The 15,867-nt window shown below is 71.3% G+C and carries 9 protein-coding genes; 7 read left to right on the top strand and 2 right to left on the bottom strand.

What is annotated here, in order from left to right; translation table 11 throughout:
• Window positions 1-93 precede the first annotated feature (93 nt).
• Both WMF14_RS03980 and WMF14_RS03985 read right to left on the bottom strand, forming a co-directional pair.
• Window positions 94-999, bottom strand: coding sequence for an NAD(P)H-binding protein (locus tag WMF14_RS03980; protein WP_437798843.1), 906 nt, complete (start codon window positions 997-999; stop codon window positions 94-96).
• Entirely contained in the window at window positions 996-1,451 is a 456-nt protein-coding gene (locus WMF14_RS03985; protein WP_437798844.1) for a nuclear transport factor 2 family protein, read from the bottom strand. The genes WMF14_RS03980 and WMF14_RS03985 overlap by 4 nt, the downstream gene beginning before the upstream one ends.
• Before the next feature lie 170 nt (window positions 1,452-1,621).
• Between WMF14_RS03985 and WMF14_RS03990 the strand changes: the two genes are divergently transcribed.
• From WMF14_RS03990 to WMF14_RS04020, 7 genes are all read left to right on the top strand, one after another.
• Complete coding sequence (locus WMF14_RS03990; RefSeq protein WP_437798845.1) at window positions 1,622-2,560, top strand: helix-turn-helix domain-containing protein; 939 nt, start codon at window positions 1,622-1,624, stop codon at window positions 2,558-2,560.
• Window positions 2,561-2,693: 133 nt separating this feature from the next.
• Window positions 2,694-4,373 (top strand): right-handed parallel beta-helix repeat-containing protein, encoded by a 1,680-nt coding sequence (locus WMF14_RS03995; protein ID WP_437798847.1) that lies wholly within the window; start codon window positions 2,694-2,696, stop codon window positions 4,371-4,373.
• Window positions 4,374-4,507: 134 nt separating this feature from the next.
• Entirely contained in the window at window positions 4,508-5,110 is a 603-nt protein-coding gene (locus WMF14_RS04000) for a glutathione S-transferase N-terminal domain-containing protein (protein ID WP_272097822.1), read from the top strand.
• Window positions 5,111-5,330: 220 nt separating this feature from the next.
• Entirely contained in the window at window positions 5,331-6,371 is a 1,041-nt protein-coding gene (locus WMF14_RS04005; RefSeq protein ID WP_437798849.1) for a metalloregulator ArsR/SmtB family transcription factor, read from the top strand.
• A 385-nt stretch (window positions 6,372-6,756) separates the two neighbouring features.
• On the top strand, window positions 6,757-10,677 hold the full coding sequence (locus tag WMF14_RS04010) for an ATP-binding protein (RefSeq protein WP_437798850.1): 3,921 nt from the start codon (window positions 6,757-6,759) through the stop codon (window positions 10,675-10,677).
• 143 nt (window positions 10,678-10,820) lie between these two features.
• Window positions 10,821-11,543, top strand: a complete 723-nt coding sequence (locus tag WMF14_RS04015) for a hypothetical protein (RefSeq protein WP_437798852.1) — start codon at window positions 10,821-10,823, stop codon at window positions 11,541-11,543.
• Between the two features lie 377 nt (window positions 11,544-11,920).
• Window positions 11,921-15,796: an ATP-binding protein gene (locus WMF14_RS04020; RefSeq protein WP_437798853.1), complete on the top strand. Its 3,876-nt coding sequence runs from the start codon at window positions 11,921-11,923 to the stop codon at window positions 15,794-15,796.
• Window positions 15,797-15,867 lie beyond the last annotated feature (71 nt).

Here is a 15,867-nt window from a genome sequence, read left to right on the forward strand (position 1 = left end):
AGTGGGGTCGGGCACGTCGGGAGCGAGTGAAGGCGGTCGTCGTCGAGCTCGCCTGTCGGCTCGACGCGGCGGGGCCCGGCGGATCGGACGTCGCTAGGCGGCCGGGCCGCCGCGCGCGCTGGGCTCCCCACGGAAGACGTGCGCGTGGGCGCGCGCGAGGTCGCCGAAGGCGCGGGGCGGGCGGCCCGTCACGCGCTGAACGACGTCGGTGACGCGGTCCTCGGCCCCGTCGCGGATGGCGAGGTCGAGGCTCACGAGAAACGCGGCGTAGAGCGATGGGATACCCGCCCGGACGAGGTACGCGCGGGCGTCCTCCTCGCCGGCGTGGACGTGGCGTATCGCGCGGCCGGCGATGCGGGACACGATGGCCGCCACGTCATCATAGCTGAGCGCCTCCGGGCCGGTGATGACGTGAGATGTGTCGTGCGGCGTGTCGTCGAGGAGCGCGCGCGCGGCGACCTCCGCGATGTCGTCGGCGTCGACGAAGCCGACGCGGCCGCCGCCCGTCGCGGTCGTGAGCTCGCCGCGCCCGGCGATCGCCGCCGCGTGCGGGTGGCGCGGGTCGATGAAGTTCTGCATGAACCACGACGGTCGGAGGACGGTCCACTCCGGAGCGCGCTCGCGGAGCGCGCGGTGGACGAGGCCGAGCCCGGGGCTCCCCTCCGCCACGGCCGACGCGCTGAGCAGGACGAGGCGGCGAGCCCCGCTCGCGAGCGCGCGCTCGACGAAGGGCAGCATGAGCGCCGAGGGATCCTCGACCATCGCGGGAGCCATGAGGTACACGCGATCGGCGCCGCGGAGCGCCTCATCGTGCGTCGCGGCGTCGGCCCAGTCGAAGCGGGCGTGCTCCACGCCGTCGCGAGCGGCGGGCGCCGCGCGGCTCGCGGTGCGGACGCGCACGCCGGCGGCCGCGAGCCGCGAGGCGACGGCTCGCCCGGTGGTGCCCGTCCCGCCGGTGATCAGGACGAGCGGCCCGTCGCTCCCCGCGCGCGTCCTCATGACGCCCCCTCGCGATGCGTGTTGAGCTCGTCGCCGAAGGCCTCGAGGACGGGCGCTGGATTCCAGTACTCGCGGTAGCGCACGACGCGGCCGTTCCTCGTCGCGACGATCATCACATAGTCCTGCTCGTAGGGTTTGCGCGCGGGCCCGATGGTCGCCGAGCCGTGCACCTCGGCGAGCGCGACGTCGGGATCGGTCGTCGGATACCGCCGCACGTCCCGGAGCTCCAGCCCGTGGAAGCTCTGGAGGATGCCCTCGAAATGGCGCCGGATGGCCTCCTTGCCCTCGAGGCGCGCCGGCGCGCCGAGCGCCGGCGCGTACGGGAACTCGACGGTTGCGTCGTCGGCGAAGAGGTCGAGCCAGCGATTGATGTCACGACCGATGAGATCGAGGAGCGCGTCGAGCGCCTGCGCGGCGTCGAGCGGCCGGGGATGCGGGAGGGGGTGTGTCATGGGATGTCCTTTCCTTTCGTGTCGACGAGGCCAGCGTAGAGACGCCGCGATTGCCGCGCGTCCAGCTCCACGATCCGCGCGTCCACGGTCCACGGCCGGCGCCGCTCTCCCGGCGGATCGCGCGCGCCGGCGTGGCGCGGCCCGCCGCGTGGTGTAGAGTCGATCGCGCCATGTCCGCCGCGTTCGACGAGCTGGCCCGGAGCGTCGTGCTTCGCGAGGCCGAGGTGAGGCGCTTCGCGCTCGGCGATCGCTGGGGCAAGCGGCAGCCGGCGCAGCGCGCCTCCGCCCGGGTGTACGCGGCGCTCCGCGGCGGCGGGTGGATCGACGTCGCGCGCCGGCGGCTCGCGCTCGGCGCGGGAGAGCTCGTGTTCCTGCCGCGCGCCGAGGAGCACGCCATCCGCGATCGGCCGACGACCTCGCTCGCGCACCCAGAGGCCCTCTGTCGCGGGATGCGCGCCGTGGCCGACGACGCCCTGGCCACGGAGGCCCCGCCGGAGACGCGCCTCGTCGTCGTCGACCTGCACGTCGACGCGGCGGGCGCCCCGTGGGTCGCGCTGCTGCCGCCCGCGGTGCACGTCGCGGGCGCGGCGCCGGGGCTCGCGCGCTGGCTCAACGACACGCTCGCGCTGCTCGCCGGCCCGCCGGCGCTCTCGGCGGCGCTGCGCCGCTCGGTCGGCGAGGCGTGGGCGCACGCGCTCTTCGCGAGCGCGCTGCGCGACCCTGCGGCGTCGCTGCCGCGGCGGGACGCGCTCCGGGACGAGCCGATCGCGGCCGCGCTCGCGCGGGTGCGCGCCTCGCCCGAGCGCGCGTGGGAGCTCGGGGACCTCGCGCGAGCGGCCGGGCTCTCGCGATCCGCGTTCGCGGCGCGCGCGACGGCGCTCCTCGGCGAGCCGCTCGGCCATCACGTGCGCCGGCTGCGCCTCGCGCGCGCTGCGGTCCTGCTCGGCGAGACGACGCTCCCGGTGAAGCTCGTCGCCGCCCGCGTCGGCTACGACAGCGAGCCCGCGTTCGCGCGCGCCTTCGCGCGCGCCCACGGCGTGAGCCCCATCGGCTACCGGCAGGCGAGGCGGCGAGACGACCGCGCGCCCACCGTCAGACGCGCAGGTTGACGAGACGGCGGCGCCGCTGAGCGGCGCAGCCGGTATCATGTCCACCCGGCTCTGAACACCAGCTCCCACGCACCGGCGCGTGGTGCGCGGCTTTCGGCGCGGCGCGCCCTGCTGATGCCGTATCCTCCTGCGGATGCGGCAAGGCGCGAGGATAGGTGTCCTGCTCGTCGCGATGGCGGCGTGCGGCGGCGATGGCGATGATGCGGAGTCCACCGCCGGCGCCGGAGGCTCCACGCCTGGCGCGGGCGGCGTCGGGGGCGCCACCTCTGGCGGGGGCGGCGTCGGGGGCTCCACGCCGGGCGTCCCGGCCTACGGTCGTTTCGGAGAGGCCACGACCACCTTCACGCTGCCGGAGCCGGCGCCGAGGGAGGGTGAGCTCCCGGAGATCGCCTATCCCAATCTCGCCGGGTCGTTCCCGGAGGTCGACTGGAGCGCGCTCGATCGGCTCTACATCCCGGCTGGCCGCTACCGGAGCGTCCTGCTCGGCGGCCTGCCCGAGCGGAGCGCGGAGCGCCCGCTCGTGATCACGAACCTCGGCGGACAGGTCAAGGTCGGGGGCGACGCCGCCAACTACGTGTTCGTGATCAAGGGCGGAAAGGGCTGGATCCTGACCGGCCGCCACGATCCAGTCTCGAAGACCGGCGACGAGGGGTTCCGGGGGCACGCCGAGGGCGCGTTCGCCCATGGCCAGGGGACGTACGGCATCTTCATCGACGACGCGTTCAGCAAGGAGGGCCTCTCCGGGCTGGCCATCGGCGGAGGAGCGTCGGACTTCGAGCTGGACACCCTCGAGGTCGCGCGCGCCGAGTTCGCCGGCATCGTCGCCAAGACCGACGACGACGGGCAGGCCACGATGCGCAACGTGAAGATCCACGACCTCTACGTGCACGACGTCGGCTCGGAGGGGATCTACTTCGGCAGCACCCAGGCGCAGCCGCAGCACGCGTTCGAGCGCCTCGAGGTGGTCGACAACCGGTTCCTCCGCACCGGCACCGAGGCGCTGCAGGTCGGGCAGCTCGGCTCGGACTGCGAGATCCACCACAACGTCATCGGGCCGGGCGCGGTCCGGTGGCGGTCGGCGTTCGACCATTACCAGGACGGCAACGTGCAGTTCGGCCAGCGTTATGGCAGCTCGAGCTTCCACCACAACGTCGTGATCGGGACGGGCGACCTCTTCGTCGAGCTGTTCCCGACGCGCGTGGACGGTGATCCGCGCTCGCCCTCGGACACGGTCTCGTTCACGGACAACTACTTCGCCGACACGTCGCTGAGCGGGGTGTACACACACGCGGTGGACACCGGCGCCACGATACGCTTCGAGCGCAACGTCTTCCTCGGGTTCCACTTCAACTACACGGAGGTGTATCCAGACATGGACGAGCCCGTGCAGGTCTTCGCCGTGGGCAGCAACGCGCCGAACCCGCACATCCTGAAGGGCAACCGGGTGGACGGGCCTTATCCGTTCATCATGTGGCTCTTCGACAGCGTGCAGGCCGAGGACAATCCAACGGTCGCGGTGGAGCGGGTCCGCTTCCGCGACTTCATGGGCGGCGCCCTCGACGAGGACTACCGGCGCCTGGAGTGGTGGACCGACCGCGCGACGCTCAGCCCGGACGAGCGCGCCGTGACGTACCCCAAGGGCGCGTACGTGCTCCACCGGGGGGCGCTCTACGAGGCGCTCGCCGAGAGCCAGGGCGAGCAGCCCGACCAGCACCCCGACGTGTGGCGCGCGCTGCCGGCCCCAGCAGACGACGTCCGCCTGAGCGCCGACTCGCCGCACCAGGGGCTCGGTGTCCGCTGGCCGCCGCCTTAGCGGGTGTCGGTCGTCCAGGAGGGAGCGGATCGCGCAAGATGACTCCTGATCTCCGAGGAGCGTCGCTTCGCGCGTGAGCTCCTCGAATCGTCGTTCCCTTGTCCCTCTCCTCGCCCGGTGGCGTACTGCTCGCCATGAAGCTCTTTTACGCTCCCACATCCCCCTTTGCCCGCAAGGTGCGGGTCACCGCCCACGAGCTGCAGCTGGGAGACCGGATCGAGCTCGTGCTGGTCAACCCCTGGTCGGACGCGGCGCTGCGGTCCCTGAACCCGCTGGCCAAGGTCCCGACGCTGGTCCTGGGGGACGGGCGGGTGCTCTTCGAGTCGGCGCTCCTCTGCGAGTACCTGGACCACCTCGTGGCCGGCGGGCTGTATCCAGCGCCGGGAGAGGCGCGGTGGAGCGCCTTGCTCCGGCAGGGCATCGCGGACGGCGTCAACGCCGCTGCCGGGCGCCTCTTCGCCGACGAGCATCGCCCATCCAGCGAGCGATCGAGCAGCGTCATGCAGCGCCAGGCGGCTGCCATCGAGGCCGGCCTCGACCGGCTGGAGCGCGACGCCGGTGCGCTTTCGGGAGCGCTCGCGGACATCGGCGCGATCTCGGTCGCCTGCGCGCTCGGCTACCTCGACTTCCGCTGGCCGGATCGGGCGTGGCGGGGCGGCCGGAGCGGCCTCTCGCGCTGGTTCGACGTCGTAGGCCAACGCCCGTCCATGATCGCCACGCAGCACCGCTCGCCGTGAGCTCCTGAAGTAGGAGGGTCCCAGGCGGCGCTCGCCGCCCCTGCGGGGGTCGACGCTCGTCGCCTCGTCCGTTTCCCGCCCGCGTCCGGCTCGCGCCCGAGCCCGGCTGCGCGCTCGTCCACGGTGACGCCCGAACGAGCGGCGGCCACGTCGCGAGCTTCCGGTTCGATGACTGTCGAAACAGATTGACGGCGCCGTAGCGCTGCCTAGATTCAGTTCGATGACCGTCGAATCAGATCCCCCGGCGCGCGAGCTGGGCGTCGAGGCGCGCATCGGCGTGCTCAAGGCGCTCGCGGACGCGTCGCGGCTCCAGGTGGTGAACGCCCTGATCGAGCGGCCGCACTGCGCCGAGGAGCTGGCCGAGCGGCTGGGGCGCGCGCCGTCCACGGTCTCCTTCCACCTCCGGAAGCTCGACGAGGCCGGGCTCGTGACGAAGCGCAAGACCCAGTATTACCTGGTCTATGCGCTGCGCGGCGATCTGCTCCGCCTCACGCTGAAGGAGCTCGTCTCGCTGCCCTCCGCCGCCGACGGCGCTGCGCGGCGGCGCGCGGAGCGGGCCCGGAGCCAGGTGATGCGCGCCTTCTTCCGCGGGGGCGTGCTGGTCCAGATGCCGAAGCAATGGCGCAAGCGGCGCATCGTGCTCGAGCAGTTCCTTGGCAAGTTCCAGGCGGGCCGGCGCTACCGCGAGCAGGAGGTGAACGAGATCATCAAGGCCCTGTATCCCGACCACTGCACGATCCGGCGCATGCTCGTCGACGAGGGATACATGGCGCGCGACGGCCAGCACTACGAGCTGATCGCGGCAGAGGCCAGGACACCCGAGGCGAAGGACACGACACCCGAGACGGAGAACAGGACGCCCGGATCAGGGGCGGAGCACGCAGGAGCGAGCACGATGGAAACGCGCAAGGAGATGAAGCGGAAGTATCTCGAGACCCCGAAGCAGGCGGGCATCTTCCAGGTCAAGAACACGGTGAACGGCAAGGTGCTGCTCGGCAGCAGCACGAACCTCCATGGGCCGCTCAACAAGCACCGTTTCATGCTGTCCATAGGCGGGCACCAGAACGAGGCTCTCCAGCGGGACTGGCAGCAGCACGGCGCCGACGCCTTCACGTTCGAGGTGCTCGAGGTCGTGCAGCAGAAGGACGAGCCCGGGTTCTCCGTGTCGGACGAGCTCACCCTGCTCGAGCAGATCTGGCTGGAGAGGCTCTCGCCCCTCGCGCCGCGCGGCTACAACACGGATACGCGGCTGCGCGAGTGATCCGGCGTCGCGGCGCGAGAGGGCGGCGAGTGGCCGCCTTTCCTGCGGGCGCCACCAACCCGTCGAGAATGGTTCGCACGAGCTGTCAGCCACGTTCCTGGTCGGCCATGACGAAGACACCCTCACCGCCGCCGACTCGCGGTCCGTCACGGTGCCCTTCGAGCTGCCCACGGCGGTCGTGAACGTGATCGTCGCGTAGCGACGTCGGCGGATTGGCAGGCTTCGCCGTTCGCCTCGCCCCGCTCAGGCGATCACGCTCTGCCGTACTGCGCCGCCGCGCCTGCCCGCTTCCTGGCTGCCGTGGCGGCTCAAGGCCATCGGCGCCTGAGCCGTGCGCCCGTGTCCCGGTGGCAAAAGCCACGGATCTCTTCCACCATGGCGTTGCATGTGGCCAGCCGGCATACGGAAGAAATCCTCAGACGTCGTCGCGCCCTCGCCCGACGGCAGCGCCGTGGACGGGAGCGCCGAGGGCTGCCTCGCCGGGGGCGGCGAGATGGGCGCGCTGATGCGCTCGATCGACTGGGCGAAGACGAAGCTCGGCCCCGTCGCGACATGGCCGATAAGCCTGAAGACCGTGGTCGGCCTCGTGCTCGGCAATCGGTTTGCCATGATCATGTTGGTGGGGCCGGAGCTCCTGCAGATCTACAACGATGCCTATCGGCCTATCCTGGGCACGAAGCACCCTGCGTCGATGGGCGCCCCGGCGGCCGAGGTCTGGGCCGAGGTCTGGGACGTCGTCGGCCCGATGGCGAAGAGCGTGCTCGGCGGGGGGCCCGCGACGTGGAGCGAGCACCTCCTGCTCCCGCTGCAGAGGCGAGGCTTCGTCGAGGAGACGTACTTCACGCTCTCCTTCAGCCCGATACCCGGCGACGCCGAGCGGGTCGTCGGCGTCCTCATCACGGTGAAGGAGACCACGGAGCAAGTGCTCGACGCGCGCCAGCTCCACATGCTGCGTGATCTCGCGACGCGCTCTGCCCACGCGAAGTCTGCCGAGGAGGCGTGCTGCACGGCCGTGGAGATCTTCGCGGCGAACGACGCTGATCTGCCGTTCTCGCTGCTCTACCTCCTGGACGGCCACACGGGCGAGGCGCGCCTCGTCGGCGCGAGCGGGCTCGACGAGTACCAGGGAGCGGCAAAGTCGTCGCGTGTCTCCCTCCACGATCGAGGCGACGAGGTCTCGGCCTGGCCGCTCGCGGAGGCGGCGCGCGCCTCTGGCGAGCTCCTCGTTTGTGATCTCGCGGCCCGCTTCGGCGCCTTGCCCCTCAGCCGCTGGGGCAGCGCGCCGGAGCAGGCGATCGTCCTGCCCCTCTCGCGGCCGGGACAGCCTCATCCGTATGGCTTCCTCGTCGGCGGCGTGAGCCCGCATCGCCTGCTCGACGAGCCGTATCGCGGGCTGTTCCGGCTGATCACGGATCAGGTGGTGACCGCCATCGCGAACGCGCGGGCCTACGAGGAGGAACGCAGGCGGGCCGAGGAGCTCGCCGCGATCGACGCCGCGAAGACGCTGTTCTTCAGCAACGTGAGCCACGAGTTCCGGACGCCGCTGACGCTGATGCTCGGCCCCATGGAGGACGCGCTCGCGTCGCCGGAGCGCGCGCTGGCCGGCGAGCACCTTTCGCTCGCCCACCGGAACGCGCTGCGCCTGCTCAAGCTGGTCAACGCGCTGCTCGACTTCTCGCGCCTCGAGATGGGCCGCGCGCAAGCGTCCTACGAGCCGACGGACCTCGCCGGCTTCACCGCCGATCTCGCGAGCGCGTTCCGCGCTGCGATCGAGCGAGCCGGGCTCGCGTTCAAGGTGGACTGCCCGAAGCTCCCGGAGCCGGTCTTCGTCGACAGGGACATGTGGGAGAAGATCGTGCTGAACCTGCTGTCCAACGCGCTGAAGTTCACGCTCGACGGCGAGATCCTCCTGTCACTCCGCACGTGCGGGGACCACGTCGAGCTCGCGGTGCGCGACACGGGCACCGGCATCCCCGAGCACGAGCTGCCGCACCTCTTCGAGCGCTTCCACCGCGTCCAGGGGGCGCGGGCGCGCACGCACGAGGGCTCCGGGATCGGGCTCGCGCTTGTGCATGAGCTGGTGCGCCTGCATGGCGGCAGCGTCCGGGCGGAGAGCCGCGTGGGCGAGGGGACGGCGTTCACGATCGCGATCCCGCGCGGGTCCGCGCACCTCCCCGCGGAGCGCATCCGCGCCGAGAAGACGCTCTCGTCGACGGCGACCGGCGCCGCACCTTACGTCGAGGAGGCGCTGCGGTGGCAGCTCTCCGAGGCGCCTGTCAATGCGCTCGCCTCGGGCGATCGCGTCGATCCCGACCGCGGCGCGGCCCCCTTCGACCCGAGCGCGCGCATCCTCCTCGCTGACGACAACGCCGATATGCGCATGTACGTGCGGCGCATCCTCGATGAGCGGTGGATCGTCGAGGCCGTGAGCGACGGCGCCGCCGCGCTCGAGAGCGCCCGGCGATCGCCCCCGGATCTCCTCGTCGCCGACGTGATGATGCCGGGCCTCGATGGCTTCGGCTTGCTCAGGGCGCTCCGCGCCGAGCCGACGACGCAGGGCGTGCCGGTGATCATGCTCTCGGCGCGCGCGGGCGAGGAGTCTCGCATCGAGGGCCTTGCGGCCGGCGCCGACGACTACCTCGTGAAGCCGTTCTCGGCGCGCGAGCTCGTCGCTCGCGTCGCGACCCACCTCCAGCTCGCGGCGCACCGGCGGGCCGCGGAGCGGGAGCGCGAGAAGATGTACGCAGTGTTCGAGCAGGCGCCTGTCGGGATCGCCGTCTACCGTGGCCCCGAGCACGTGTTCGAGATGGCGAACCCGCACTTCGTGGCCATGGTGGGCCATCGCGACGTCATCGGACGCACGCTTTCGCAAGCCGTCCCGGAGATCGTCGGCTCGCCGCTCCTCGAGATCTTCGACCGGGTCTACGCGACGGGCGAGCCGTTCGTCACCTACGACTGCCGGTTCGACCTCGATCACGGGCGCGGCGTGCTGGAAGAATCGTACTGGAGCTTCAACCTTCACCTCATGCGTGACCCGGGCGCTGCTCTCGCCCGGATCCTGGTCGTCGCGCTCGACGTCACCGAGTACGTGCGAGCGCGAAAGAAGCTCGAGGTGGCGGCGCGGGAGCGCGAGGAGCTGCTGCGCCGCGCGGAGGACGCGCGGCGGGACGCGGAGCGGGCGAACCGCGCGAAGGACGAGTTCCTGGCGATGCTCGGCCACGAGCTGCGCAACCCGCTCGCCCCGATCGTGACAGCGCTCCACCTGATGCGCCTCCGCGCCGGAGGCCACGCCGAGCGCGAGCGGCTCGTCATCGAGCGCCAGATCAAGCACCTGACGGCGCTCGTCGACGACCTTCTCGACGTCTCCCGCATCACGCGGGGCAAGGTCGAGCTGAAGAAGCAGCGGACCGAGCTCGCGGAGGTCGTGGCCAAGGCGGTCGAGCTGGCGAGCCCGCTGCTCGAGCAGCGCCGGCACCATCTCACCGTCACGGTCCCCTCGAGCGGCCTCGCCGTGGACGGCGACGTCATGAGGCTCGCCCAGGTGATCTCGAACCTGCTCACGAATGCGGCGAAGTATACAGAGAGCGGCGGTGAGATCGCCGTCCGTGCCGAGCGCACGGAGGGCGAGGTCGTCCTCTCTGTGCGCGACAATGGCATCGGCATCGCCCCCGAGATGCTGGCGAGCGTCTTCGAGCGCTTCGTGCAGGAGCGCCAGGCGCTCGACCGCTCGCAGGGCGGCCTGGGCCTGGGCCTCGCCATCGTCCACAACCTCGTCGCGATGCATGGCGGCCGCGTGAGCGCGCACAGCGAAGGCCGCGGGCGCGGAAGCGAGTTCACCATCCGGCTACCGGCCGCGGCGAGCGCGCGCTCGCCCGAGGCCGCGCCGGCGCGCCCGCCGGCCGGGACGCTGGGGACTCCCTCTCTCGTCGAACGGCGTCGCATCCTGCTTGTGGACGACAACCTCGATGCCGTCGAGCTCCTGGCCGAGTCGCTGGGCGCGATGGGGCACGCGACGCGCGTCGCCGCCGACGGCCCGTCCGCGCTCCGGATCGCGGAAGAGTTCGCGCCCGACGTTGCGCTGCTCGACATCGGGCTGCCGGTGATGGACGGCTACGAGCTCGCGCGGCGCCTGCGCGAGCAGCCGGCGGGTGAGCGTGTTCGCCTGATCGCGATCACCGGTTACGGGCAGGAGGCGGATCTCCGGCGCTCGAAGGGGGCAGGCTTCGAGACGCACCTCGTCAAGCCCATCCAGATCGATCGATTGACGGCGCTCATCGAGGAGCCTCTGGCCTGCAGGGCCGAATGATCCACGTCAGACTCGTCCCGCTGGAGTTCGGCGAGGGCTCATGCACGGCACGACATTACCGCGCGCGGAGCGCTTTGGCGACGCGCGCCGCGGCGAGACCGAGGCAGCTTTTGACGGGAGAAGGAACGATGGATATGCAACGCATGCGAATTGCGAGGATGGGTGTTCTGGTCGCAGGGCTCGCCGCGACCGCGGGGTGCACGCTGGTCTCTGGGATAGGAACGCTCGAGTTCAACGGTGAGGCCGCTGGAGGAGCTGGCGGAAGCGGCGACGCCGGTGGCGGCGGCGCCGAAGCCGGAGGTGGGGAGGCGGGCGGCGCCGGTGGCGGCGGAGGCGAAGCGGGAGGCGGCGAGGTGGGCGGCGCCGGTGGCGGCACGGGCGGTGGCGCAATGGGCGGCGATGTGATGGTCCAGGAGTGCGTGCCCGGCGAGGGGGTTGCCGTGGGCGCCCGCGTCTGGGGTGACGCGTGGCTCAACGGGTTCGTCCTTCATTGCGCCGACTTTCAGAGCGACGGCCACACGGGGGAGGGGTACGACGCCGGCCCGGTGATCGGCAGCATGGCGGGCTCGCACGTCTCCAAATTCTGCGACTACCCCAGGAATGTCGTGGCGTTCAGGTATACATACGACGCGGACCATGTGTACCAGGTCCAGTTGGGTTGTTCGACGCCCGAGGTATGGAAATCGTCAACGCCTGCCGTCGAACAATGGCTCGATCCCATCGGCGGGACGACGGCTGGTCCGCAAGAGTACGGAGCGCAATGTGAGGAGGGTTCCGCCTATAGCTACTTCACGCTCAACGTCAGCGAAGATGGTCAATTCATACGAAGCTTCGAAGGGCCTCGCTACTGCTTGGGAATGCCCTGATCCCTCGCAAGGCCGTCTCCGGAGGCGCTCACCGCCGCCGGCTCGTGGTGCGTCACGGTGCACTTCGAGCTGCCCACTGCGGTCGTGAACGTGAGCGTCGCGTAGCGACGTCGGCGGACTGGCAGACTTCGCCGTTCGCCCCACCCTCCTCGGGCGATCACGCTCTGCCGTACCGCGCCGCCGGGCCGTCCCCGGCGGCCTCCGCGCTCGCCCGTGTCCTCGCCGCCGGGCGGTTCAAGGCCGGCGGCGCCTGAGCCGTGCGCGCGTGTCCCGGTGGCAAAAGCCGTGGATTTCATCCACCATGGCGCTGCATGCGGCCAGCCGGCATACGGAAGAAATCTTCAGATGTCGTCGCGCCCTCGCCCGATGGCAGCGCCGTGGACGGGAGCGCCGAGGGCTGCCTCGCCGGGGGCGGCGAGATGGGCGCGCTGATGCGCTCGATCGACTGGGCGAAGACGAAGCTCGGCCTCATCGCCAACTGGCCGATAAGCCTGAAGACCGTCGTTGGCCTCGTGCTCGGCAATCGGTTCCCCATGCTCGCGCTGCTCGGGCCGGAAATGCTGCACATTTACAACGATGGCTATCGGCCTATCCTGGGCATGAAACACCCTGCGTCGATGGGCGCCCCGGCGGTCGAGGTGTGGGCCGAGATCTGGGACGTCATCGGCCCGATGGCGAAGAGCGTGCTCGACGGGGGGCCCGCGACGTGGAGCGAGCACCTCATGCTCCCCATGAACCGGCGAGGCTTCGTCGAGGAGGCGTACTTCACGTTCTCTTACAGCCCGATACCCGGCGACGCCGAGCGGGTCGTCGGCGTCCTCGTCACGGTGCAGGAGACCACGGAGCAAGTCGTCGACGCGCGCCAGCTCCGCATGCTGCGCGATCTCGCGACGCGCTCCGCCGAGGCGAAGTCTGCCGAGGAGGCGTGCTGCACGGCCGTGGAGATCTTCGCGGCGAACGACGCTGATCTGCCGTTCTCGCTGCTCTATCTGCTGGACGGCGATACGGGCGAGGCGCGCCTCGTCGGCGCGAGCGGGCTCGACGGATACCAGGGAGCGGCGAAGCCGGCGCGCATCTCCCTCCACGAGCGAGACGAGCGGACCTCGACCTGGCCGTTCGCGGAGGCGGCGCGCGCCTCTGGCGAGCTCCTCGTTGGTGATCTCGCGGCCCGCTTCGGCGCCTTGCCCCTCAGCTGCTGGGGCAGCGCGCCTGAGCAGGCGATCGTCCTGCCCCTCTCGCGGCCGGGCCAACATCGCCCGTATGGCTTCCTCGTCGGCGGCGTGAGCCCGCGCCGCCTGCTCGACGAGCCGTACCGCGGGCTGTTCCGGCTGATCACGGATCAGGTGGTGACCGCCATCGCGAACGCGCGGGCCTACGAGGAGGAACGCAGGCGGGCCGAGGAGCTCGCCGCGATCGACGGCGCGAAGACGCTGTTCTTCAGCAACGTGAGCCACGAGTTCCGGACGCCGCTGACGCTGATGCTCGGCCCCATGGAGGACGCGCTCGCGTCGCCGGCGCGCGCGCTGGCCGGCGAGCACCTTTCGCTCGCTCACCGCAACGCGCTGCGTCTGCTCAAGCTGGTGAACGCGCTGCTCGACTTCTCGCGCCTCGAGATGGGCCGCGCTCAGGCGTCCTACGAGCCGACGGACCTCGCCGGCTTCACCGCCGATCTCGCGAGCGCGTTCCGCGCTGCGATCGAGCGAGCCGGGCTCGCGTTCAAGGTGGACTGCCCGAAGCTCCCGGAGCCGGTCTTCGTCGACAGGGACATGTGGGAGAAGATCGTGCTGAACCTGCTGTCCAACGCCCTGAAGTTCACGTTCGACGGCGAGATCGTCATGTCGCTTCGCGCGTGCGGGGATCACGTCGATCTCGTGGTGCGCGACACGGGCACCGGCGTCCCCGAGCACGAGCTGCCGCACCTCTTCGAGCGCTTTCACCGCGTCCAGGACGCGCGGGCGCGCACGCACGAGGGCTCCGGGATCGGGCTCGCGCTTGTGCATGAGCTGGTGCGCCTTCACGGCGGCAGCGTCCGGGCGGAGAGCCGCGTGGGCGAGGGGACGGCGTTCACGATCGCGATCCCGCGCGGGTCCGCGCACCTCCCGGCGGAGCGTATCCGCGCCGAGAAGACGCTCTCGTCGACCGCGACCGGCGCCGCGCCTTACGTCGAGGAGGCGCTGCGGTGGCAGCTCACCGCGGATGCGCCCGCCGAGGCGCTCGTGCCCGCCGAGGCGCTCGCCTCGGGCGATCACGTCGAGCCCGACCACGTCGCGGCCCCGCTCGGCCCGAGCGCGCGCATCCTCCTCGCCGACGACAACGCTGACATGCGCATGTACGTGCGGCGCATCCTCGATGAGCGGTGGACCGTCGAGGCCGTGAGCGACGGCGCCGCCGCGCTCGAGATCGCCCGACGTTTGCCGCCGGATCTCCTCGTCGCCGACGTGATGATGCCGGGCCTCGACGGCTTCGGCCTGCTCAGGGCGCTGCGCGCCGATCCGGCGACGCGGGGCGTGCCGGTGATCATGCTCTCGGCGCGCGCGGGCGAGGAGTCTCGCATCGAGGGCCTGGCGGCCGGCGCCGATGATTACCTCGTGAAGCCGTTCTCGGCGCGCGAGCTCGTCGCTCGCGTCGCGACCCACCTCCAGCTCGCCGAGCACCGGCGGGCCGCGGAGCGGGAGCGCGGGAAGATGTATGCGCTGTTCGAGCATGCCCCCGTCGGGATCGCCGTCTACCGTGGCCCCGAGCTCGTCGTCGAGATGGCGAACCCGCACTTCGTGGCCATGGTGGGCCATCGCGACGTGATCGGACGCACGCTTTCGCAAGCCTTCCCGGAGATCGTCGGCTCGCCGCTCCTCGATGTTTTCCGCCGGGTCTACGCGACGGCCGAGCCGTTCGTCACCTACGACTGCCGGTTCGACCTCGATCACGGGCGCGGCGTGCCGGAAGAGTCGTACTGGAGCTTCAACTTGCACCCGATGCGTGACGCTGGCGCCGCCGTCACCCGGATCCTGGTCGTGGCGCTCGACGTCACCGAGTCCGTGCGGGCGCGAAAGAAGCTCGAGGTGGCGGCGCGGGAGCGCGAGGAGCTGCTGCGCCGCGCGGAGGACGCGCGGCGGGACGCGGAGCGGGCGAACCGCGCGAAGGACGAGTTCCTGGCGATGCTCGGCCACGAGCTGCGCAACCCGCTCGCCCCGATCGTGACAGCGCTCCACCTGATGCGCCTCCGCGCCGGAGGCCACGCCGAGCGCGAGCGGCTCGTCATCGAGCGCCAGATCAAGCACCTGACGGCGCTCGTCGACGACCTTCTCGACGTCTCCCGCATCACGCGGGGCAAGGTCGAGCTGAAGAAGCAGCGGACCGAGCTCGCGGAGGTCGTGGCCAAGGCGGTCGAGCTGGCGAGCCCGCTGCTCGAGCAGCGCCGGCACCATCTCACCGTCACGGTCCCCTCGAGCGGCCTCGCCGTGGACGGCGACGTCATGAGGCTCGCCCAGGTGATCTCGAACCTGCTCACGAATGCGGCGAAGTACACAGAGAGCGGCGGTGAGATCGCCGTCCGTGCCGAGCGCACGGAGGGCGAGGTCGTCCTCTCTGTGCGCGACAATGGCATCGGCATCGCCCCCGAGATGCTGGCGAGCGTCTTCGAGCGCTTCGTGCAGGAGCGCCAGGCGCTCGACCGCTCGCAGGGCGGCCTGGGCCTGGGCCTCGCCATCGTCCACAACCTCGTCGCGATGCATGGCGGCCGCGTGAGCGCGCACAGCGAAGGCCGCGGGCGCGGAAGCGAGTTCACCATCCGGCTGCCAGCCGCGGCGAACGTGCGCTCGCCCGAGGCCGCGCCGGCGCGCCCGCCGGCCGGGACGCAGGGGAGTCCGGCTCCCGCCGACCGACGTCGCATCCTGCTCGTGGACGACAACCTCGATGCCGTCGAGCTCCTGGCCGAGTCGCTGGGCGCGATGGGGCACGCGACACGCATCGCCGCCGACGGCCCGTCCGCGCTCCGGATCGCGGAAGAGTTTGCGCCCGACGTTGCGCTTCTCGACATCGGGCTGCCAGTGATGGACGGCTACGAGCTCGCGCGGCGCCTGCGCGAGCAGCCGGCGGGTGAGCGTGTTCGCCTGATCGCGATCACCGGTTACGGGCAGGAGGCGGATCTCCGGCGCTCGAAGGGGGCAGGCTTCGAGACGCATCTCGTCAAGCCCATCCAGATCGATCGATTGACGGCGCTCATCGAGGAGCCTCTGGCCCGCAAGCGCTGCTGATACGCCGTGCAGGGATCCCCATCGCGCTGTTCGAAGGAGGTTCTCCTTGAACTGGTCGACACGTACGGGCG

The sequence above is a fragment of the Sorangium sp. So ce693 genome (assembly GCF_051521375.1).
Taxonomy (GTDB): Bacteria; Myxococcota_A; Polyangia; order Polyangiales; family Polyangiaceae; genus Sorangium; species Sorangium atrum.